This window comes from Hymenobacter ruber, assembly GCF_054783255.1.
Genome location: NZ_BAAGQX010000004.1, coordinates 1,730,070 through 1,748,801 on the forward strand (window position 1 = coordinate 1,730,070; position 18,732 = coordinate 1,748,801).

Sequence of the window (18,732 nt, forward strand, 5' to 3'; positions counted from 1 at the left end):
TGCTCCCGAAATCGGCTTACCGAATGGACTTGCTACGGTCGTTGTCGTGCTTGGCTGGTTTGGAATTGTAGACCTTGATTTTCTCGCCAATGGCGGGGTTCTGCTTCTTCCAAAGGGGCTGGCCCCGATACTTCACGCCGCTGTGCATGTGCACCTTGCGCGTATGGCAGGATTCGATGGGACAGGTGCGGCAACTGGCCACGGCCATCAGCAACAGGCAGAAAAACGAACGAAAGAACAGCTTCATGGGGCAAAGGTAACGCAAAGGGCAAGTGGCTTGGGTCAATACCGAGCCAAACGCCGAATTGCACGTTTTAGTCCTCTCCGTCCCACTCGGCCAGGAAGCGGGCCACGTAGGCTTCCATGAAAGCGTGGCGTTCGGCGGCTACGGCGCGGGCACTGTCGGTGTTCAGCCGGTCTTTGAGGTGAAAGAGCTTTTCGTAGAAGTGATTGAGCGTGGGGGCCGCATTTTTCTGGTAGCTGGCGAAGCTGTCGTGCGCCACAGGTGCAATGGCGGGGTCGTGCAGCGGCCGGCCGGCGTGGCCGCCGTAGGCAAACGCCCGCGCAATGCCAATGGCCCCAATGGCATCCAGCCGGTCGGCATCCTGCACCAGCGCCGCTTCGATGGACGACACCGGCGTGACCACGCCCAAACCCTTGAAGGAAACCTCGCGGATGACGGTTTCGACGCGGGCAATGGTGGCTTCGGGCACCTGCTGGCTGAGCAGCCAGGCGCGGGCTGCACGGGGGCCGGCCTCGTAATCACCGCCGTGAAATTTCCAGTCGGCAATGTCGTGGAGCAGGGCGGCCAACTCGGTTACCGTTGAATCGGCTTGGGGATGCGCGGCGGCCAGTCGGCGGGCCATGAGCCAGACACGGCGAATGTGCGCCCAGTCGTGCCCACTGCCTTCATTGGCGAACTTGTCTTCGATAAAGCGGGCGGTAGTGGCAATTACGTCCAAAATAGCTAGAAAAGAGATGGAAAAACAGCCGTCGTTTGGTGCAACGGCCGCTCAGGAACCGGGCAAAAGTACGGGCTATTTCCGGGCGCGGAGGCTCTGGCCAGATATTAAAAAGGCATACCACCGATACACCAGGGTCGATTTATTCTTTGCCGAACACCGAAACAAATCAGAATGAACAGGTTCATTTACGCAGGTAACCCAAGGACAAGTCCAGCAGTTGCATTAATACCACTGGAACGGACGCAACGTCGGTTTTACTGGATATGGTGCGGAAGCTTTTCACACCACTTACACCATACGGCCTTTTCTTCGCCTTCTCAAAGCCTCATTTCTATGATTTCCCGATACTTTCTTTCGTTGGCCCTGCTCCTGCCGCTGGCAGCGTCGCCGCAACTGGCAGCCGCGCAGGTGCCCCTGACCACGCCCGCGCCGGCCGATACCACCCACAAGTACCAGAATCCCGGCGGGGTGTCTTCGCCGGTCAAAAAACCGTTCTTCAAAAGCAAAGGGTTTCGGGCCAGCATTATTCCGGCGGTGCTGATTGGCTACGGGGTAAGCACCATCAATGGCCACGGCTTTTACAGCTCCTATGACGCCAAAAATGACATCCGCCATGTATTCGGGGACTACCGCAACCACATCGACGACTACCTGCAATGGGCACCCTATCTGGAAATTCCTGTCGTGCTACTGGCCGGGGTAGAATCGAGCAATGACCGGTTGAACCTCGGGCTGGTCATCGTAAAAAGTGAGTTGATTATGCTTTCCTCCGTGTACGTGGTGAAAACGCTAGCTGGTGTGGAGCGCCCCGACGGGTCCAATAAACTCTCGTTTCCCTCGGGGCACACGGCGCAGGCGTTTCTGGCGGCCAGCATTGTGCACACCGAGTTTCGGGACAAAAGCCAGTGGTACGGTATCGGGGCCTACACGCTGGCCACGAGCGTGGCTGCTTTTCGCATGATAAACAACAAACACTGGGAATCGGACGTGGTGGCCGGGGCGGGTTTCGGGATTCTCTCAGCACACGTGGCTTACCTCACCCACCGCAACCGCTGGGGCCACAAGCCCACCGGCCGCGGCATCGGCGACACCAGTTTCATGCCCATGTGGACCCCAGCGGGTGGCCCGGGCTTGTGCCTGACCTGGCGGCCTAAGTAGTTTGGGGTGCGATGGCAAAGCGGCCTGCCGGAATTCTTCAATTTCGGCAGGCCGCTTTGCTATAAGTGCGCCTAGGGCGGTATTCTTGGTTATCAGATAACCGGTGGTTCAGTACTATCCGGGCTCGCGGTACCGAGATTTTCCTGCTCATCGAAAGCTTCCAATTCAACTTCCCGTTGCCACAGCTGGGCGGGGTTAAATAGACTGGTAGCGGCAACCAAGTCTTCGAGCAGGTGGTCGTCAGCAGTTCCTTGCTCTTCCGGATTAAGGGGGATTTCATTTGGTTCCATAAGTTGTCTACGAAAACACAGCGCCTCGCGGCTGAATTGGTGTAAGCAACAATGGAAACAATCAGGGATATTCTAACAAAAAGCCCGTTGCAATCCAAGGATTACAACGGGCTTTTGCTATATAGAGCCGCCTGTCGGACTCGAACCAACGACCCTCTGATTACAAGTCAGAAGCTCTACCAACTGAGCTAAGGCGGCGGGTTGGTGGTGCAAAAGTAAACAGCCGCCGCCGCTTTCCCAGCGGCTGGGCCACATTTATCAAAAAAAAGAAGGCCGACATAGTTAATGTCGGCCTTCTTTGCTGGATTTGAAAGCGCTAATTAGCTGCGAATCATTCGCAACTGCTTTTTAAGCGCCTCAATGCGCTTCTGCCCTTCGGCGATGCGGCCCTGGTACTCCTCGCGGAGCTGGGTAGCATTTTTGGAGCGGGCGAAGAAATCGAGGTTGGTTTGCAGCGTGGCCGCGTCGTTTTCCAGCTCGTTGATTTCCTTGCGCAGCGCCATTTCCTTGCGCGTGAGCTGCTGCTGGGCCTGCGGACGGGCTTTGAGGCGCGCCACTTCGGTCTGGAACAACAGGTCGGCGCGGTCGGCGTAGCTCAGGCCGGGCACATGGTCGAGGTACTTGCCAAGCAGCGACAGCAGTTGCTCTTCGCTACGGTCGGCGGTGCCACGGTTGGGCTGCTCATCGTTGGCATCGAACTCGGTGGCCCAACCGGCCAGGATTTCACGGAAACCTTCGAGCGAGCCCGGGGCATCGGCGGTGAGGGCGTTCACCTGCTCCGCAATTTTGTCGAGGTGCGCGGTTTGCTCAGCCGAAGACTGCTGTACTTTCTCCTCGCGGAAGCGGGCTTCCTGCTTGGGGCGCTCAAATACGGCATCGCAGGCGGCGCGGAAGCGGTGCCAGAGCTTATCGGCGAGCTTATCGGGCACACGGCCCACGTCTTTCCACTCCTTCTGCACCCGGATGATAACCTGCCGGGCGGCGTCGCCATCGGGGTTATTGGCAGCTTCTTCGGCCTGGTCGATGAGGGCCTGCTTGGCTTTCACGTTAGCCGATTTCTCGTTGTCAAGCGACTTGAAGAAATCATTTTTCCGGTTGAAGAAAGCCTTGTAAGCGGCCCAGTATTGCTTATTCAGCGCATCGGCCTGGGCGCGGGGCACGAGGCCAGCGGCTTCCCACTCGGTTTTGATTTCCTGGAGTTCGTCGGTTTTCGAGCGCCACAGGTTCACGCGGTCCGTGTCGAAGGTGGCGAAGGGCAGCACGCGCTCCAGCAGGGCCTGCTTCACCACGAGGTTGGCTTTCTCCACGGTAGAGCGCTGGTCCACGAACTCCTTCCGACGCTGGTGCAGCACGTCGGAAGCAGCAATGAAACGCTGCCACAGCGGCTCGCGCTGGTCGTTGGGCACGGGGCCGATGTTCTTCCAGTCCTCGTGAAGCTTGGTGAGCTCGTCGAGGGCCTTGTTGATGCCGGGGGCCGAGCCGAGGGCTTCAGCGCGCTTGATGAGGGCTTCTTTGGCCTCCAGGTTGCGGCGACGGTCCAGGTCCTTCATCTGCAGGAACTGGCCTTGCTTGCTGTAGTAGATATCGAGCAAACCGTGGTAGGTATCCCAGATGCCCTGGCTGTCGGCCTGGGGCACCGCGCCGGTGGCTTTCCACTCGGCTTGCAGGGCTTTCAGCTTGCCCGAGCTGTCCTTGGTTTCGGCGGCATCAACCAATGCGCGGAGTTGGTCGAGCAGGGCTTTTTTCTTGACGAGGTTGTCGCCACGGCTGGCATCCTCGGCTTTGGCATCCTTGGCGCGGCTTTCGCGGAATTCCTGCAGGGCTTTGTTGAGCTCCTGCTGGCCCTCGGGCTGCTGGAAGGCAAAAGCCTCGGCCCCCTCGCCACCGGCCGCAAACTTCTCGCGGGCGGCGGTGCGGGCCAGGCCCACGTTGGTTTCGTACTGGCGGGTGAGGTCCGAAATCTGCTTGCGGTTTTTGCCAGCGTTGGGGCTGCGCAACAGGCTAACCAGGTAGTTGGCCTGTGCGGGCAGGTCGAGTGCCGTGAAATCAGGAACTGCCGTTTCGGCAGCACCTTCGCTTTCTACTCCGGTGGGTTCTTCGCCGGCATCAATTGCGGCAACGTCGGCCGGGGCCGCGTCCAGCGGGGTTTCCGAGGAAGTAGGCAGCGTAGCCAGCGGCTCCTGCGCCGTTTCCAGCTCCGGAGCGTCGTGCAGTTCTACGGTGGGCAACTCGGGGGTCTGGTTTTCGATGGTGGCGGCCGTGTTCGGGCCACTCAGCGTTTCGGGGTCGGCAATGGGCGCGGGGGTGGCGCTGTCGATGTGCTCGGCGGCGGGCAGAGCATCGGGATTAGGCGTGGTGGCCATTTCTTCGCCGTAGTGCGCCACGGCACGGGCCTGCGGGGCCGAAATGTCGCTGCCATCCACCGTTACCGAATCGGGAACGTGCTGGGCGGTTTCGGCGGCGGCGGCAGCTTCGGGGGTGCCGGGTGCGGGCGCGGCAGAACCCAAGTCGGTGGCAATTACGGCCGCGGCGGGTGCTTCGGCGGTGCCGGCACCATCGGGCTGGCCGGCGGCCAAATCGGGCGTGCCCTGGGCAGGCAGCTCTACTTGCGTTTCGCCAGCCGCGTTGGGCGTGGGCGTAGCCGAGGGCGCGGCAGCAGCCGAATCAGCCGGAGCCGATTTGCTTTGAATCTCGGCCAGACGGCGTTGCAAAATGGTCATCCGGTCCTCGGCGGCCGGGTCGGAGCCACCGGCGAGCGGGGCAGTGGGGTTTTCTTCAGCAGCCATAAATCTTCGTAAAAGCCAGCCCGGGAATTGGGGCCAGAGGAGAGAGCAAAAAAAAGTGGGAATAAAACAAATGTTCGAACAAAACCTGCATCAGTTCAGGCGGGGGTCGACGGGATAATTGGCCAGCACTTTAAACTTGCCGCCTTTTTCCCGCAGAATTTCCCGCCAGAACGCATCAGATGCCAAAGTAAACACTTTCCCGGCGCTTGCGGGGTGCCGTATCCAACTCTGCCCCTGCATTTCGCCCGCCAACTGGCCCGCCGACCACCCCGAATACCCGGCAAATAGCCTCACGTCATCGGCCGCTACGGCTCCGCTGCCCAGCAGCCCGAGCAGGATTTCAAAATCGCCGCCCCAGTACACGTCCTGGCCCAGGGCGGTGGCCCCGGGCAGGTCGGCCCGGCGGTGCAGGTAGTGCAAGGTGTTGGGTTCGACGGGGCCGCCCACGTAGATGGGCACCATGGCGGCGGCTGTAGCTTCGGGCGGCAGGTCGAGCACATCGTCGAGCACGAGGCTGGTGGCACGGTTCAGCACAAGGCCGAAGGAGCCGTCGGTGGGTTCGTCGCGGCAGAGCAGAATCACGCTGCGCTCGAAGTTGGGGTCGCCGAGAAATGGCTTGGAGATGAGCAGGGTACCGGGCCGCATTATCAGAAGAATTTGAAGAATGGGGAATAAAGGAGACGCGGCAGCCGGTAGCGGGTGCACTCACACGGGCCGCCCTGCCTTGCGCGGGTTCGTATCTTGCGCCTGCAAGGCCTCGGCAACCGCACTGGCGGCATAAGTAAGACTGCCTTTCGCGGAAAAATGTTCCTCCCACTACTACGCGAAACCACCACCCCGGCGGTTGCCTGATGCTTGTAATTTGTTTCCTGCTCCTGCCTCCGCTCACCCTAGCTCATGATTGACCCGCACCTTGCCGACCTACGCAAAACCTACGCCCAGCGCACCCTTTCCGAAGCCGACGTGCTGCCCGAGGCCGTGCCGCAGTTCCGCGCGTGGCTGGAGGAGGCGCTGGCCGCCCAGGTCGACGAGCCCACGGCCATGACCGTGAGCACGGTGTCGGCCGCCGGGCAGCCGTCGTCGCGCGTAGTGCTGCTGAAAGGGCTGCCGGATGATGCCGGATTTTTGTTCTACACCAATTATGACTCGCGCAAGGGCCACGAGCTGGCCGCGCAGCCGCTGGCGGCCCTCAACTTCTTCTGGCCCGGCCTGGAGCGGCAGGTGCGCGTGGAAGGCCGCGTGGAAAAGGCTCCGGAAGCGCTGTCGACTGAGTATTTCCAGAGCCGGCCGCGCAGCAGCCAGGTGGGGGCCTGGGCCTCGCCGCAAAGCCAGGTCATCGGCAGCCGCGAAGAGCTGGAAGCCCGCGAAGAAGCCGTAGCCGAAGAGTTTGGGGAGCAAAACCCGCTGCCGCGCCCCGACAACTGGGGCGGCTACATTCTGCGGCCCACCCGGCTGGAGCTGTGGCAGGGCCGCCCCAGCCGCTTGCACGACCGCATCGTGTACGAACTGGAAGGCGCCACCTGGAAGCGCAGCCGCCTGGCCCCGTGAGTCATTTTCATTTAACAATTAACATTTATCATTGAACAATCGACGCTGCACGCAACAAGCATCGAGCGAAAAATGGAAATATTGATTGTTAGCGTGTTAAATGATAAATGTTAATTGTTAAATGAATACCCTTGGCTGAAATTCAACCCCTGCGCGGCTGGCGCTACAATTCGACACTGAACGCCAATATCGATGCCTATGTGTCGCCGCTGTTCGATGTGGTGTCGGCAAAGCAACGCGAGGCGCTGTACCGCAATCCGCTCAATTCCATTCATCTATCGGTGCCCCGGGGCGATGACCCGGCCGAGGAGGCGCTGGTGCGGCTGCGCGAGTGGGAAGCCAGCGGCGTGCTGCGGCAGGACGAACTCCCCGGCATCTACGCGTATTACCAATACTTCCAACTGCCTGGCAGCACCCGCAAATACTGCCGGAAGGGCTTCATGTGCCACATTCGGGCATATGATTGGGACGAGAACGTGGTGCTACGGCACGAGAACACGCTGCCCGCCTCGGTGAATGACCGGGCCGAGCTGCTGGCCCGAACCCAGTTCCAGACCAGTGCCACGCACGGGCTGTACCGCGACGAGGATTTCGAGCTGGAAACCTATCTGGACGAGGCCATGCGCTCGCCGCTGGTAGAAACCGAAGAGGACTACCAGGGCGCGCGCGATGTACTGGCCGTGATTCAGGATGCGGCCATTATCCGCCGGTTTCAGGAAGTGCTGGCGCGGCGGGAAGTAATTCTGGCCGACGGCCACCACCGCTACGAAGGCTCGCTGGCTTACCGCCAGGCCCGCGAGCTGGCCGCCGACGGCCACGCCACCGGCCGCGAGCCCTGGAACTACCACCTCATGTACCTCACCAACGCGGCGGCCGACGACCTACGCATCCTGCCCACCCACCGCCTGCTGCTGGACCTGCCCGGCAACCCAAGCGTCGGGGAGCTGCTGGAACAATTGCTCCCGTATTTCACGGTTTTGCCCGCCGACGATGCCAGCGACCTGCCCGAAATCATTGCCGGCAAGCAATGGGCTTTCGGGCTATACATGGATGGACAGGCATTCAAAATCCGGCTGCGGCCGGAGGTGCACGCGCAATTGCACTGGGACACAACCGATGAAGTAAAAGCGCTGGACTTAACGGTGCTCCACTTTTTCGTGTTGGAAAAGGTCTTCGGCATTGTAGGGCCGGATGCGCAACGCGCCTGGCCGGGCGTGGCCTACGTGCGCAATTTCACCGAATGCCTGCAACGCGTGGACCGGGGCGAGGCCCGGGCGGCCTTCATCGTGAACGAGGTGACCATGACCGAAGTGGAGGCGGTGTGCCATTCCGGAGCCGTGATGCCCCCAAAATCAACTTTTTTCTATCCCAAAACCATCGGCGGTTTTCTTTTCAGCAGCATTGCCGATGAGGAAGCCGGCAACGCCTTCACCGAGTATTTCCAGACCAACCCCGCGTGAACCTTATTCTAGCTTCCAACTCGCCCCGCCGCCGCCAACTGCTGACGGATATGGGCCTGCCCTACCAAATCCGGCTGCGCGAAGTCGATGAGGACTTTCCCGCCCACCTGCGCCGGGCCGAAGTGGCCGAATACCTCGCCGCCCACAAAGCCGCCGCCTACGCCCCCGACCTGGCCCCCGACGAGCTGGTCATCACGGCCGACACCATCGTCTGCCTCGAAAACGACGTGCTCAACAAGCCCGCCGACCGCGCCGAAGCCACCGCCATGCTCACTCGGCTGCAAGGCCGCGCCCACGACGTGTTCACGGGCGTGTGCCTGCTGGCCGGCGACGGCCGCCAGGTCGTATTCTCGGACCAGACCACCGTCCATTTCCGCCCGCTGAGCCCGGCTGAAATCGGCTACTACATCGACACCTGCCAGCCCTACGACAAGGCCGGCTCCTACGGCGCGCAGGACTGGCTGGGCATGGCCGCCATCACCCGGCTCGAAGGCTCCTACTTTAATGTGATGGGCCTGCCCACGCACCGCGTCTGGGCTGAGCTGGAGGCACTGGGCGCACTGCCCGGCAACGCGCTACCGCGATGAGCCTGGTGACGAAGCTGCCGGGAGCGAAGTTTTTCAGCATTCTGTCGGTAAGCGTGCTGGCTTTGTGCGCCGGCTACGCGGCACTGGTCATGCACAGCTCCACCTGGGCCGAGGCGCGGCAGCTCGACGCCATTTTTCCGTTTTATAAATGGCGTATCCGGCTATTTTCGGCCGATGAATATTCCCGCGCCCGGCAACTACTGGCGGGCGTGGCGGTATTGTTCGGCTTGCTTGCCGGCACCTTGATTAGCTCGCTCAGTGGCCGCATTGAGGGCCGTCAATTACTGCGTGAAGTGCGGTCCGTGGTCGTGGGGTTGCGTCGCGCTTTCGCGGCCTTGCCCATTGCGCAACGACGCGGGGCGGCCCTGCTCCTGCTGGTCCTCACGGCATTTCGTTTTCTCGTCAGCCTGCCAGCCGTAACGCCGGGCTACGACGATGTACCGTCGTATGAAATGTTTGCCAGCAAGAGCCTGCTGGCCGTGTCAGCTTACTATCCGGTCCCGAATAACCATGTGCTGTCCAACACCATCAGCTGGGTATTTTACCATCTGAATTCCGGGTTTTGGTTTACGATGCGGCTGCCGGTGGTGCTGGCGGCCACGGTGGCCACGGTGCTGCTATTTGTGGGGTTGTTGTGGACGCGGGCCAGCTTTCGGGTGGCGTGGTTGAGCACGCTGCTTTTCAGTCTGGCGCAGCTTAGCCTATACCACGTGGCCGTGGGCCGGGGCTACTGGCTGCTGACGCTACTGGCGGTGGTGGCCTTTTTCGGTTCCCTCGCGCTGGCAAACGGCACTCGCCAGCCTCGCGCCGCCTGGGCCGGCCTGGTGGTAGGGGGCGTGCTGGGAATGTACACGGTGCCCACGTTTGCGTTGGTGCTGGGGTCGGCCTTTTCGTGGCTTGGACTGAGTTATCTGCGCCAACGCAACTGGCCGGCCATCACACGGCTTATAATGTTAGGCGCAACTGTAGTCGTTGGAAGCATGCTGCTCTACGCGCCGTTGTTGTTCGTATCAGGGCCGGCCATTTTCTTCGGCAATGGCTTCGTGGCCCCGAAACCATTCGGGCAATTCTGGCGCGGCCTGCCGGCCTATCTGTGGGAAACGGAAGGCTTTCTGGCCGGCCAGGCCAAAGTCGGCGGCTTGTTGGTGGCGACCGTATTGGCGTCAGCAATGCTGCTCTGGCGGCGAGTACCGCAGTGGTCGGCCGCCAATCAACTGCCCTGGCAGCAACTGGTACCGGCGGCAATGTGGTTTATGTTCCTGCCCTACGCCATGATGGCGGCGCAACGGGTATTTGCCCCCGGGCGCGCGGTGCTGTATAAAGCCTTTTTCTTCTTTCTGCTGCTGGCTTTGGTCATTGACTGGCTTCTGCAAGCAACGCCGAAAGCCTGGCAGCGCTGGCTGCGCCCGGCCCTGGGCCTGGTGGCAGTGCTCTGGTTCAGCTACGAAATCAATAGCCTGTGGCGGGACAACCAGCGCCCACGCCGCCGCAATGAAGCCCTGTACCAAGCCTTCCAGTGGCTCGACCAGCACCCCAAAGCGCCCACGCTCATGCCCGAATCAACCCACAGCCTGTTCGTGCGGATGTACCTGCATTCGGAGCGCCCCAGCCAGCGCTGGCCCATCGACCACTTCCCGCAGCCGGGCATCAGCTACACCTACGTGCTGGCTTTTCCTGACCTGCACGGCTGGTTTCAACCGGGATTTAAATTTCCGCCTGTTTTTCATAACGAGCAGGTCGACATTTACCAGCTCAATCCGGCCGTGGCCGATTCGGCCAGTTCAGCAGGTACGCTTCCCTCCTATTGGCACCTGGCGGAATAATGTCATTCCGACGCCGTAGGAATGACACTCAATGTCCCCGCGCCAATAGCGCAATGCCGGCTACTATCAGCAGCAGGCCGCCCACTTGAGGGAGCGTCAGGGCTTCGCGCAGCACCACCAACCCCAGCACGGCCGTGAGCAGTACCGAGCCGCCCACAATCACGGGCGTGCCCACGGAGGAATTCACCCCGCGCTGAAATACCACAAACGTGAGAATTTCGGCCAGGCCCACGCCCAATCCGGCCAGCACCGCCCAGGCCAGCCCCTTGCCCGATACAGCCAGCGGCTGGCTCTGCAGCTTCAGTTTCAGCAGCCACGCGGCCCCGAGGGCGGCGGCCACCAACTGCAGCACCACCGCGCCCACGGCCGGTGGCACATGGTCGGCAGCCAGTTTGATGAAGAAGTTGTAGAGTGCCAGGCACAGGGCCGTGAGCAGCGCCAGCGGCAGCCAGTTCATCATAAGGCTAGATGAGTTTGTAGTTGCGGTACTCGCCCAGCCGGTAGCCCGTCAGCTGCTCCAGGAAGCGCTTGAATTTATCCTTGAAGCGGTGCTGGTTGCGGCTCATGTCATGCTCGTAGCGCCAGTTTTGCTGCCGGATGCGGCCCAGCATCACCTGCGGGTGCGTGCCGGCGAAGCGTTGCAGCGAATCGACCTGGCTGTAATCGAACTCCTCGGCGGGGGCTACGTTTTGCGCCACCCATTCATCGGAATGCCACAGCTTATTGAAGGTTTCCTGCTTGCGCTGCATGGCGGCGGGCGTTTTCACCCAGCCGTAGTGGTGCACGGTGGCATCGAGCAGCTTCACGCGCAGCTTGCTGTTATCGGCCAGCCGGAAGCCCTGCGCGTCGCGGTACGAAGCCACCCCAATCCCGGGCCGCACGATGCGAATTTCGCGCCGGTACCAGCGGTAAGAATCGCCCACGTAGTCGTAGGAACCATAAAAATGCCGGTAGTTCAGCAGCAGGCCCTGCACCGATTTATCGTCCTTCCAGCGCTCCATTCCGGCCCGGATGGCCGCGTAGTCGGCCTCATGTAGCACCTCGTCGGCTTGCAGGTAAATGGCCCAGTCGGCATCGGCCGGCACGGCGGCCAGGGCCTTATCGGTTTCTACCGCCAGCACCCGGCCGCCCTCGCGCAGGCTGTCATCCCACACGGTTTCGATAATGCGGATTTTGGGGGAATTGATTCGCTGAATCAGGCCCAACGTGTCATCGTCTGAATTACCTACGGCAACCACCAATTCATCGCAGAGCGGCAAGAGAGAATTGATGCTTTCCAGGACTGGATAGTCGTACTTGATGGCGTTGCGGACGAAGGTGAAACCGACTACTTTCATAAACTAACTCTTATTTAACGTAATCCTGCCCCAAAGCATCTTCAACAGTTCGCCACTTCACGGTTCGCGCTGCTATCCAACGAAAGTCATTCCGTTCATCTCCAGCTTCAAGCCAATCAATATCTTCAGCCCAGTAGACTAATCCATTTTCAATCTGAAGTACCGCTTCCATAATAATAGTCAGCCCTGTATCTGATAATAAATTATCATGACGCCAATTCATTTCCTCAACTTCTTCGAAAGAAATTTCAATGACTGAAGTATTGCGAAACTGGCGTTGAAAGAGAATTTTGACTGTTGGGATATTATCAAAACCCATAGACAAATCCTTTGCTACGTACTCCCGAGTGCTAATCAAAACCTGCTTGATACAACTGTCATGGAAGCGGCCGAAAACCTGCATTAGAAGGTCAATATCTTGTTGATTGCTCAACGTGAACCAGCTAGTGCTTTCCATTACCGCAGCTTCTCCTTCAGAATCTCCAGTTCCACGGCCGGCGAAATTCGCTCGTACAGAATATTATACGCTGCTTCCGTTATTGGCATGTTCACTTTGAGCTTCTTATTCAGCTCGTGGATGGATTTCACGGCGTAATAGCCTTCGGCAATCATGTTCATTTCCAGCTGGGCCGATTTCACAGTGTAGCCACGCCCCACCATGCTGCCGAAGGTGCGGTTGCGCGAGAACTGCGAGTAAGCCGTCACCAGCAAATCGCCGAGGTAGGCCGAGGCCGACAGGTCGCGCGGCTGGGGGTTGATGGCCTGCAAAAAGCGGCGGATTTCCTGCACCGCGTTGCTCACCAGCACGGCCAGGAAGTTGTCGCCGTAGCCCAGGCCGTGGGCGATGCCGCCAGTTAGAGCAATGATGTTTTTCATTACCGCGCAGTACTCGATGCCGTCGAGGTCGGTGGCCGGGTGTGCGCTCACGAAGCGGTTGCGCAGCAGCTCGCAGAAGGCCAGCGCCAGCCCCGCATCGGGCGAGCCGATGGTGAGGTAGCTCTGCTTTTCCAGCGCCACTTCCTCGGCGTGGCACGGCCCGGCAATCACGCCCAGCTGCGTGCGCGGCAGCCGGAACCGCTCGGCCACGTAGTCGGTCACGAGCTGGTTTTTGCTCGGAATCATGCCCTTGATGGCCGAAATCACGTTTTTGTGCTTCAGCGCGTCGCGGTCCAACTTGTCGAGCACGGGCTGTACAAAGGCGGCCGGCACGGCCAGCACCAGCCAATCGGCCTCCTCAATGGCGTCTTCCAGGTCGGTGGTCGGGTACACGCGGTTCAGGTCGAACTGCACGGCCGAGAGGTAGCGCGGGTTGTGGCGGGTGCGCAGCAGGTGCTGCACGTCCTCTTTCGAGCGCAGCCACCAATCCACGCGGGCGCCGTTTTCACTGAGGATTTTGACGAGTGCGGTGGCCCAGGAGCCGCCGCCGAGCATGGCAATTTTTTCCAAAGGAGATGGGTGGGATAAGGCAGAGAATTGGGTGCAATAACGGCAAAACTCCTCTCCCAAGCCGGAAGAGGAGTTTTGCACGTACGATAGAACGAGGTTATTTGGCGTCGTCGGGGCCTTCTTTCAGCGCTTCTTTATTGAGCGTTTTCTCGTCCTTGATGTCGACCACTGCGCCATCTTTCAGGGTTTTGGCCACGGCCCGGAACGGCCCGCTTACTACCTGCGCCCCGGCCGGCACGCCACTCAGAATCTCAATATTCTGGAAGTCGCTGATGCCGGTTTTCACGGGCGTCATCACCGCTTTGCCGTCCTTAATCACGAATACGACCTCCTGAATATCGGCCTTTTTCGAGGCGGCGCTGGGGTCTACGGCTGTGGCAGTACCATTGCCCCGGCCGCCCATGCGGGGGCCGTTTTTGGCGTCTTCCGTTTTGGCCGAGTCGGAACGGGTGGTCACGGCAGCTAGTGGCACGCTCAGCACGCCGCTCTTACGGTCGGTGATGATGTCAACGGAGGCCGTCATTCCCGGGCGAAACGGCACCACGATGTGGCCGCGCACGTTGCGCAGCAGGTGCTGGTAGCTCTCGGGCAGCAGCCGAATGCGCACCTCAAACTCGGTCACGGCTTCGGCCGTGAGGGCGTCCTTGGCCGTGTTGGCAATATTGGTCACGAGGCCGCGGAACTTCTCGTCCTTGTTGCTGTAAGCGTCCACTTCCACTTCCACCGAGTCGCCGATGCTCACGTTGTTCACGTCGTTCTCGTTCACGTTCACGCGCACCTCCATGTTGTTGAGGTTGGCAATGCGCATGATTTCGGTGCCGGCCATCTGGGTAGTGCCCACCACACGCTCGCCCTTCTTCACATTGAGCTTGCTGATGGTGCCGCTCACGGGGGCGTAAATGGTGGTTTTGTTGAGGTTTTTGCGGGCTTCTTCCAAGGAAGCCGAAGCCGCGTTCACGGTGCTTTGCGAGGCCCGAATGGTCTGCTTGGCGCTGTTGATTTCCTCTTGCGAGGCGTTGTAGGCAGCCTGGCTGGCTTCGTAATCAGCCTGCGAAATCACCTTCTGCTTATACAGCGAGGCGTTGCGGCGAAAGGTCAGCTCCGTCTGCTTGGCCGAGGCCATGAGCTGCTGGAGGCGGGCCTGGGCCTGGCCCACGTTGGCGCGCTGGGTGCCCACCTGGGCGCTCTGCATGGCCACCTGGGCCTGGTAGTTATCGGGGCGAATGCGGAGCAGCAGCTGGCCCTTGCGCACAGAATCGCCCTCCTGCACGTAGAGTTCGGTGATTTCGCCGGACACGTCGGGCGAGATTTTCACTTCGGTTTCGGGCTGCACTTTGCCCGAGGCGCTCACTTTCTCCACAATGTTGGCGGGGCCGGCCTTGGCCACCAGCACTTCCACACCGGGCACTTTACCCACCCAGCCCTTCTTTTTCGCCACGGTGTAGCCCACGATGAGCACGAGCACCAAACCCAGCAGAATGTACAGTAAACGGTTGTTTTTCATAAGGTTTCACTTAACATTTATCAAGTAACATTTAACAATTCACGAGAAATCGCGCAGCTATTAAATGATAAATGTTGCTTGTTAAATGATTAGAGAGCGAGCGGCTTGCCTTGGTAAAAGTCGAGCACCTTGCGGCGAAAAAAGAATTCGTACTTGGCCTGAATCATGTCCGATTCGGCGGCCGTCAGGTTGTTGCGGGCGATGTTGAAATCGGTACCGTTCAGCAGGCCGTTATTGAAGCGGATTTCGGCGTTCCGGAAGGCCAGCGCCAGCGCCTCAACCTGCCGGGAGCTGGCCACGAAACGGCGCTGGGCCGCCAGCGCATCAGCGAAGCTCTGCTCGATGGACTGGCGCAACTGCAGCCGCGTCTGCTCGGCCCGTACCTCGCTTTGCTGAATGTTGATTTGGGCCCGCTGCACTCCCACCCGCGTTTGCAGGCCGTTAAGAATGGGTACCTGAAGCGTGAATTGCAGGAATTCGCCCCGGTTGTCCGACAGCTGGTCCAGGAATTTGTAGGGCAGCACATCGAAGGCCGGCTGCGGAATGATGTACGTGGTGGGCGAGTAACCGAGCGGCGCAGTCGGGTCCACCTGGTACACGGGGGTCAGGTTGAACTTGTCCGTCCGCAGCACCGACTGGTTTCGCACCGACGAAAAGCCGGTCGATACGCCCCCGGCCATGGTCAGGCGCGGGTAATAGCCGCCCCGGGCAATGTCGAGGTTGCGCTGCGAGCTGAGCACACGCAACTCGGCCGCCTTGATTTCGGGCAGCCGCTGACGGGCTATTTCGTAGGTGGCATTGGGGTCGAGCTCGCCCGATGCGTTGGTGAGCGTGGAGGGGTCGGGCAGCGTGGGCACCACCACCTCGAAGCGGCGGGCGGTGGCCGGGTCGAGGTTCATTTGCTGCACCAGGGCCAGCTGAGCCAGGGCCAGCTGGTTCTGGGCTGTCACGAGGGTGCGCTCTTCGCCGGCCAGCTGGGCACGGCTGTCGAGCACGTTGCCCTCGGCTACGGCCCCGGCTTTCAGCAGTTTTTCGCTGCGGCTCACCTGCTCGCGCACGGTGCTCATGCGTGCTTCCGAAGCCCGGATGAGCTCCTGCGCCAGCAGCAATTGCAGAAACGAAGAGGCCACGTTCAACGACAAGTCGTTGCGGGCCTTCTCCACATCGGCCCGGCTGGCTTGCGCATCGAGCACGCCCTGTTTAATGGTATTGCGCAGCTGGAAGCCCGAAAACAGCGTGACCTGCCCCTGCGCCGAAAAGTTGTTGGCCCGCACGTTCACGGCCTGAAACTGGTTCGTGAAGGGGTCTTTGTTGGTGCCGAAGCTGAAGCTCTGGGTGCCGTTGAGGGCGGCTGTGGGCAGCAGCGCGGCGCGGTTCAGGCGCGTGACGGCATCCTGCTGCTGGGCGGTCAGCTCGCTTTGGCGCACGGTCAGGTTGTGTGCCACGGCGTAGTCGACGGCGGCTTGCAGCGTCCAGGGGCCGCTGGGAGCCGCTGCGGCGGGCTGGCCCAAGGACGCCGGCGGCGCGACCGGGGTCTGAGCCTGGGCATTGCCAGTAGCCAGCAGGGCACCCACGACGACCAGCCCCATGGGCCGGGGCCGCGGCAGATGGAGAAATGACGTATTCCTTCGTTTCATTGCGCAGAAAAATTGGTGCTTCTGTAGAGGTAGAGTAATCGGCTGGCGGAGCATTTTATTACATGCCCGGGCCTTATTCCAGCGTCGGAATATAGGTGATGCCCTGCACCCAACTCAATTGACGCAGGTAGGTTAGGGTTATTTCTTTGATTGGGCTGTCCATTTCGATAAACTGCCGGGCAGCGTCGTTGCGGCCCTTGCGGCTCACCATCATGGTGGCGATGTTGCACTGGTCGTGGGCGATAACCGACGCAATGAAGGCGATGGAGCCAGGCACATCGTCGGCATCAATAATCAGCGTGTGCAGCGCACCCGAAAAATCGGCCGGAAAGCCGTCCACTTCCACGATGCGAATCACGCCGCCGCCCCGGCTCTGGCCCACCACTTCCACGCGGCGGCCGGTGGCCCCGTCCAGCAGGTTCAGCTTGATGGTGTTGGGGTGCATGGTAGAGGCATTGCCCACGCTCTGAAAGGTATAGCGCAGGCCGGCCGCCTCGGCGTGGTCGAACGCGGTGCGGATGCGGGTGTCGTCGGGCGCGTAGCCCAGCAGGCCGGCCACAATGGCGCGGTCCGAGCCGTGGCCCTCGTAGGTGCGGGCAAACGAGTTGTAGAACGTCACCACCGCCTCGGTGGGCACGGCCCCCAGAAAGCGGATGGCGGCCCGTGCAATGCGCACCACGCCCGCCGTGTGCGACGAGCTCGGGCCAATCATCACGGGGCCAATCATATCAAAAATGCTGGATTTTTCAGCCATGGGCAGATGCCTTCGGTCGGTTTGGAAGGCTAAAAGTAGCGGTTGCGCAGCGGAATCAGCGGCGAATGGGGCTGGCACTTTTCACACAAAAAGTTTTTGCGGCAAATTCTTTTAGCCCGGTATTCGGGGGCAAAGATGCGCCCCAACCGTTTTGGTTGCGAATTGTTCGGCACGCCGCTCAAAATACCGCTTTGTGAAGTCAGCTTTTTAACGATATTTGTTGCGGGCCACCCAGCCCTTTCCCACCATCCCACCTCACTTCCATTTTCATGTCCCCCTCTCCCACCCAGGAGGAGTTTTCTCCCGCCGTGCTGGCGCAGCTGCGCCGGCTTCAGGAGAAATACGCCCCCGACGGCCAGGACCTCGCCGCCTACCTCGAAGGTCTGTACCACGCCAAATACGTTAATTACTGGGATTATATCGAGTTAGACACTTTACTCTCCCTCCAGCGCCCGCTCACCAACCTGCCCGACGAGCGGATTTTCATCATGTACCACCAGATTTCGGAGCTGTATTTCAAGCTCTGCCTGTGTGAGTATGAGCAAATCGGCGACCTTAAACAGCCCACCTTGGGCGAAGTTGTGCTGCGCATCGGCCGCATCAACCGCTATTTCGACAACCTCATCGACTCGTTCGATGTCATGGTTGATGGCATGGACAAGCAGCAGTTTCTTGATTTCCGCATGGCCCTCATGCCCGCTTCGGGCTTCCAGAGCGTGCAGTACCGCATGATTGAAATTGCCAGCACCAGCCTCGAAAACCTGACTGACGAGGCCAAACGCCAGGCCCTGGGCAAGGCCTCGGCCTATGATTACGACGAGCTGCTGGGCTGCATCTATTGGAAAGCCGGGGCCACCATCGAAGCCAGCGGTGCCAAAGCCCTCACGCTCATCGAATTCGAGCGTAAGTACACCGCCGACCTCGTGCGCCACGCCGAGGCTTTCCACCACCGCAACGTGTGGGCCGTGGTGCAGCGCCTGCCCGAAGAAGACCGCCACCACCCGCGCCTGCTGCGCGCCCTGCGCCAGCTCGACATCAGCGTGAACGTGAACTGGCCGCTGATGCACTTCAAATCGGCGGTGCGCTACCTGCAGCGCAACCCCGCCGACGTGGCCGCTACGGGCGGCACCAACTGGCGTAGCTACCTGCCCCCCAAGTTCCAGCGCCGCATCTTCTACCCCCAGCTCTGGAGTGCCCAGGAACTCGAAGACTGGGGCAAAGGCTGGGTCGAAAGTGTGCTGGAGGAAACCGCCAGCGCGTAAGCTTTTGCAAGTGTAAACTCAACAGAGGCCTCGTCATTCAATTGATGGGGCCTTTCTGTTTTGGTTAGCCAAAAGATTGGAGGCAGCAGTGGAAATACCCTGAAAATTCGGGTTTAAAGCATCTGGGCGGGTTAATCGTCTGGCGTGGTATCATGCCTGCATAAGTCCCCTTTTT

General features: G+C 60.4%; 18 protein-coding genes and 1 tRNA gene. 6 read left to right on the forward strand and 13 right to left on the reverse strand.

Annotation, left to right across the window (positions count from 1 at the left end):
- Nucleotides 1-16 precede the first annotated feature (16 nt).
- Nucleotides 17-247 carry a hypothetical protein gene (locus ACYVM5_RS17920; protein WP_460619465.1) on the reverse strand — a complete coding sequence of 77 codons (231 nt, stop codon included), beginning with the start codon at nt 245-247 and terminating at the stop codon, nt 17-19.
- A 67-nt stretch (nt 248-314) separates the two neighbouring features.
- A complete protein-coding gene (locus ACYVM5_RS17925; RefSeq protein WP_460619466.1) occupies nt 315-962 on the reverse strand; it encodes an HD domain-containing protein in 648 nt (215 codons plus the stop codon).
- Nucleotides 963-1,298: 336 nt separating this feature from the next.
- On the opposite strand from ACYVM5_RS17925, the gene ACYVM5_RS17930 reads away from it, so the two are divergent.
- The gene (locus ACYVM5_RS17930) at nt 1,299-2,123 is read left to right on the forward strand and encodes a phosphatase PAP2 family protein (protein ID WP_460619467.1); all 825 of its coding nucleotides are present in this window, start codon (nt 1,299-1,301) and stop codon (nt 2,121-2,123) included.
- A 92-nt stretch (nt 2,124-2,215) separates the two neighbouring features.
- Here the strand turns inward: ACYVM5_RS17930 and ACYVM5_RS17935 are convergent, their stop codons facing one another.
- The 4 genes from ACYVM5_RS17935 to ACYVM5_RS17950 form a co-directional block, all read right to left on the reverse strand.
- Nucleotides 2,216-2,413, reverse strand: a complete 198-nt coding sequence (locus tag ACYVM5_RS17935) for a hypothetical protein (RefSeq protein ID WP_460619468.1) — start codon at nt 2,411-2,413, stop codon at nt 2,216-2,218.
- Between the two features lie 125 nt (nt 2,414-2,538).
- Nucleotides 2,539-2,611, reverse strand: a tRNA-Thr gene (locus tag ACYVM5_RS17940).
- A gap of 122 nt (nt 2,612-2,733) precedes the next feature.
- Complete coding sequence (locus ACYVM5_RS17945) at nt 2,734-5,199, reverse strand: DUF349 domain-containing protein (protein ID WP_460619469.1); 2,466 nt, start codon at nt 5,197-5,199, stop codon at nt 2,734-2,736.
- A 90-nt stretch (nt 5,200-5,289) separates the two neighbouring features.
- Complete coding sequence (locus tag ACYVM5_RS17950; protein ID WP_460619470.1) at nt 5,290-5,844, reverse strand: YqgE/AlgH family protein; 555 nt, start codon at nt 5,842-5,844, stop codon at nt 5,290-5,292.
- Nucleotides 5,845-6,096: 252 nt separating this feature from the next.
- Between ACYVM5_RS17950 and pdxH the strand changes: the two genes are divergently transcribed.
- The 4 genes from pdxH to ACYVM5_RS17970 all read left to right on the forward strand — a co-directional run bounded on the left by pdxH (nt 6,097) and on the right by ACYVM5_RS17970 (nt 10,617).
- A complete protein-coding gene (gene pdxH / locus ACYVM5_RS17955) occupies nt 6,097-6,747 on the forward strand; it encodes a pyridoxine/pyridoxamine 5'-phosphate oxidase (protein WP_460619471.1) in 651 nt (216 codons plus the stop codon).
- Nucleotides 6,748-6,878: 131 nt separating this feature from the next.
- A complete protein-coding gene (locus ACYVM5_RS17960; protein WP_460619472.1) occupies nt 6,879-8,207 on the forward strand; it encodes a DUF1015 domain-containing protein in 1,329 nt (442 codons plus the stop codon).
- Nucleotides 8,204-8,794 carry a Maf family protein gene (locus ACYVM5_RS17965; RefSeq protein ID WP_460619473.1) on the forward strand — a complete coding sequence of 197 codons (591 nt, stop codon included), beginning with the start codon at nt 8,204-8,206 and terminating at the stop codon, nt 8,792-8,794. Before ACYVM5_RS17960 ends, ACYVM5_RS17965 begins: the two co-directional genes overlap by 4 nt.
- On the forward strand, nt 8,791-10,617 hold the full coding sequence (locus ACYVM5_RS17970; protein ID WP_460619474.1) for a hypothetical protein: 1,827 nt from the start codon (nt 8,791-8,793) through the stop codon (nt 10,615-10,617). Before ACYVM5_RS17965 ends, ACYVM5_RS17970 begins: the two co-directional genes overlap by 4 nt.
- Nucleotides 10,618-10,645: 28 nt before the next feature.
- On the opposite strand, the gene ACYVM5_RS17975 is transcribed toward ACYVM5_RS17970, so the two are convergent.
- From ACYVM5_RS17975 to sdaAB, 7 genes are all read right to left on the reverse strand, one after another.
- Nucleotides 10,646-11,077, reverse strand: a complete 432-nt coding sequence (locus tag ACYVM5_RS17975) for an EamA family transporter (protein WP_460619475.1) — start codon at nt 11,075-11,077, stop codon at nt 10,646-10,648.
- Between the two features lie 4 nt (nt 11,078-11,081).
- Nucleotides 11,082-11,954, reverse strand: coding sequence for a glycosyltransferase family 2 protein (locus ACYVM5_RS17980; protein ID WP_460619476.1), 873 nt, complete (start codon nt 11,952-11,954; stop codon nt 11,082-11,084).
- A gap of 10 nt (nt 11,955-11,964) precedes the next feature.
- Nucleotides 11,965-12,411 (reverse strand): hypothetical protein, encoded by a 447-nt coding sequence (locus tag ACYVM5_RS17985; RefSeq protein ID WP_460619477.1) that lies wholly within the window; start codon nt 12,409-12,411, stop codon nt 11,965-11,967.
- Nucleotides 12,411-13,400: an NAD(P)H-dependent glycerol-3-phosphate dehydrogenase gene (locus ACYVM5_RS17990; RefSeq protein WP_460619478.1), complete on the reverse strand. Its 990-nt coding sequence runs from the start codon at nt 13,398-13,400 to the stop codon at nt 12,411-12,413. The genes ACYVM5_RS17985 and ACYVM5_RS17990 overlap by 1 nt, the downstream gene beginning before the upstream one ends.
- Before the next feature lie 97 nt (nt 13,401-13,497).
- Complete coding sequence (locus ACYVM5_RS17995; RefSeq protein ID WP_460619479.1) at nt 13,498-14,904, reverse strand: efflux RND transporter periplasmic adaptor subunit; 1,407 nt, start codon at nt 14,902-14,904, stop codon at nt 13,498-13,500.
- Between the two features lie 89 nt (nt 14,905-14,993).
- Nucleotides 14,994-16,493 (reverse strand): TolC family protein, encoded by a 1,500-nt coding sequence (locus ACYVM5_RS18000; protein WP_460619480.1) that lies wholly within the window; start codon nt 16,491-16,493, stop codon nt 14,994-14,996.
- Nucleotides 16,494-16,614: 121 nt separating this feature from the next.
- Nucleotides 16,615-17,295 (reverse strand): L-serine ammonia-lyase, iron-sulfur-dependent subunit beta, encoded by a 681-nt coding sequence (gene sdaAB / locus ACYVM5_RS18005; protein WP_460619481.1) that lies wholly within the window; start codon nt 17,293-17,295, stop codon nt 16,615-16,617.
- Nucleotides 17,296-17,564: 269 nt separating this feature from the next.
- Between sdaAB and ACYVM5_RS18010 the strand changes: the two genes are divergently transcribed.
- Complete coding sequence (locus tag ACYVM5_RS18010; protein WP_460619482.1) at nt 17,565-18,557, forward strand: tryptophan 2,3-dioxygenase; 993 nt, start codon at nt 17,565-17,567, stop codon at nt 18,555-18,557.
- Nucleotides 18,558-18,732: the final 175 nt, after the last annotated feature.

Coding starts and splice junctions, on each gene's coding strand:
- ACYVM5_RS17920 (WP_460619465.1), bottom strand. CDS start 247: ATGAAGCTGTTCTTTCGTTCGTTTTTCTGCCTGTTGCTGATGGCCGTG.
- ACYVM5_RS17930 (WP_460619467.1), top strand. CDS start 1,299: ATGATTTCCCGATACTTTCTTTCGTTGGCCCTGCTCCTGCCGCTGGCA.
- ACYVM5_RS17935 (WP_460619468.1), bottom strand. CDS start 2,413: ATGGAACCAAATGAAATCCCCCTTAATCCGGAAGAGCAAGGAACTGCT.
- ACYVM5_RS17945 (WP_460619469.1), bottom strand. CDS start 5,199: ATGGCTGCTGAAGAAAACCCCACTGCCCCGCTCGCCGGTGGCTCCGAC.
- ACYVM5_RS17950 (WP_460619470.1), bottom strand. CDS start 5,844: ATGCGGCCCGGTACCCTGCTCATCTCCAAGCCATTTCTCGGCGACCCC.
- pdxH (WP_460619471.1), top strand. CDS start 6,097: ATGATTGACCCGCACCTTGCCGACCTACGCAAAACCTACGCCCAGCGC.
- ACYVM5_RS17970 (WP_460619474.1), top strand. CDS start 8,791: ATGAGCCTGGTGACGAAGCTGCCGGGAGCGAAGTTTTTCAGCATTCTG.
- ACYVM5_RS17975 (WP_460619475.1), bottom strand. CDS start 11,077: ATGATGAACTGGCTGCCGCTGGCGCTGCTCACGGCCCTGTGCCTGGCA.
- ACYVM5_RS17980 (WP_460619476.1), bottom strand. CDS start 11,954: ATGAAAGTAGTCGGTTTCACCTTCGTCCGCAACGCCATCAAGTACGAC.
- ACYVM5_RS17985 (WP_460619477.1), bottom strand. CDS start 12,411: ATGGAAAGCACTAGCTGGTTCACGTTGAGCAATCAACAAGATATTGAC.
- ACYVM5_RS17995 (WP_460619479.1), bottom strand. CDS start 14,904: ATGAAAAACAACCGTTTACTGTACATTCTGCTGGGTTTGGTGCTCGTG.
- ACYVM5_RS18000 (WP_460619480.1), bottom strand. CDS start 16,493: ATGGGGCTGGTCGTCGTGGGTGCCCTGCTGGCTACTGGCAATGCCCAG.
- sdaAB (WP_460619481.1), bottom strand. CDS start 17,295: ATGGCTGAAAAATCCAGCATTTTTGATATGATTGGCCCCGTGATGATT.
- ACYVM5_RS18010 (WP_460619482.1), top strand. CDS start 17,565: ATGTCCCCCTCTCCCACCCAGGAGGAGTTTTCTCCCGCCGTGCTGGCG.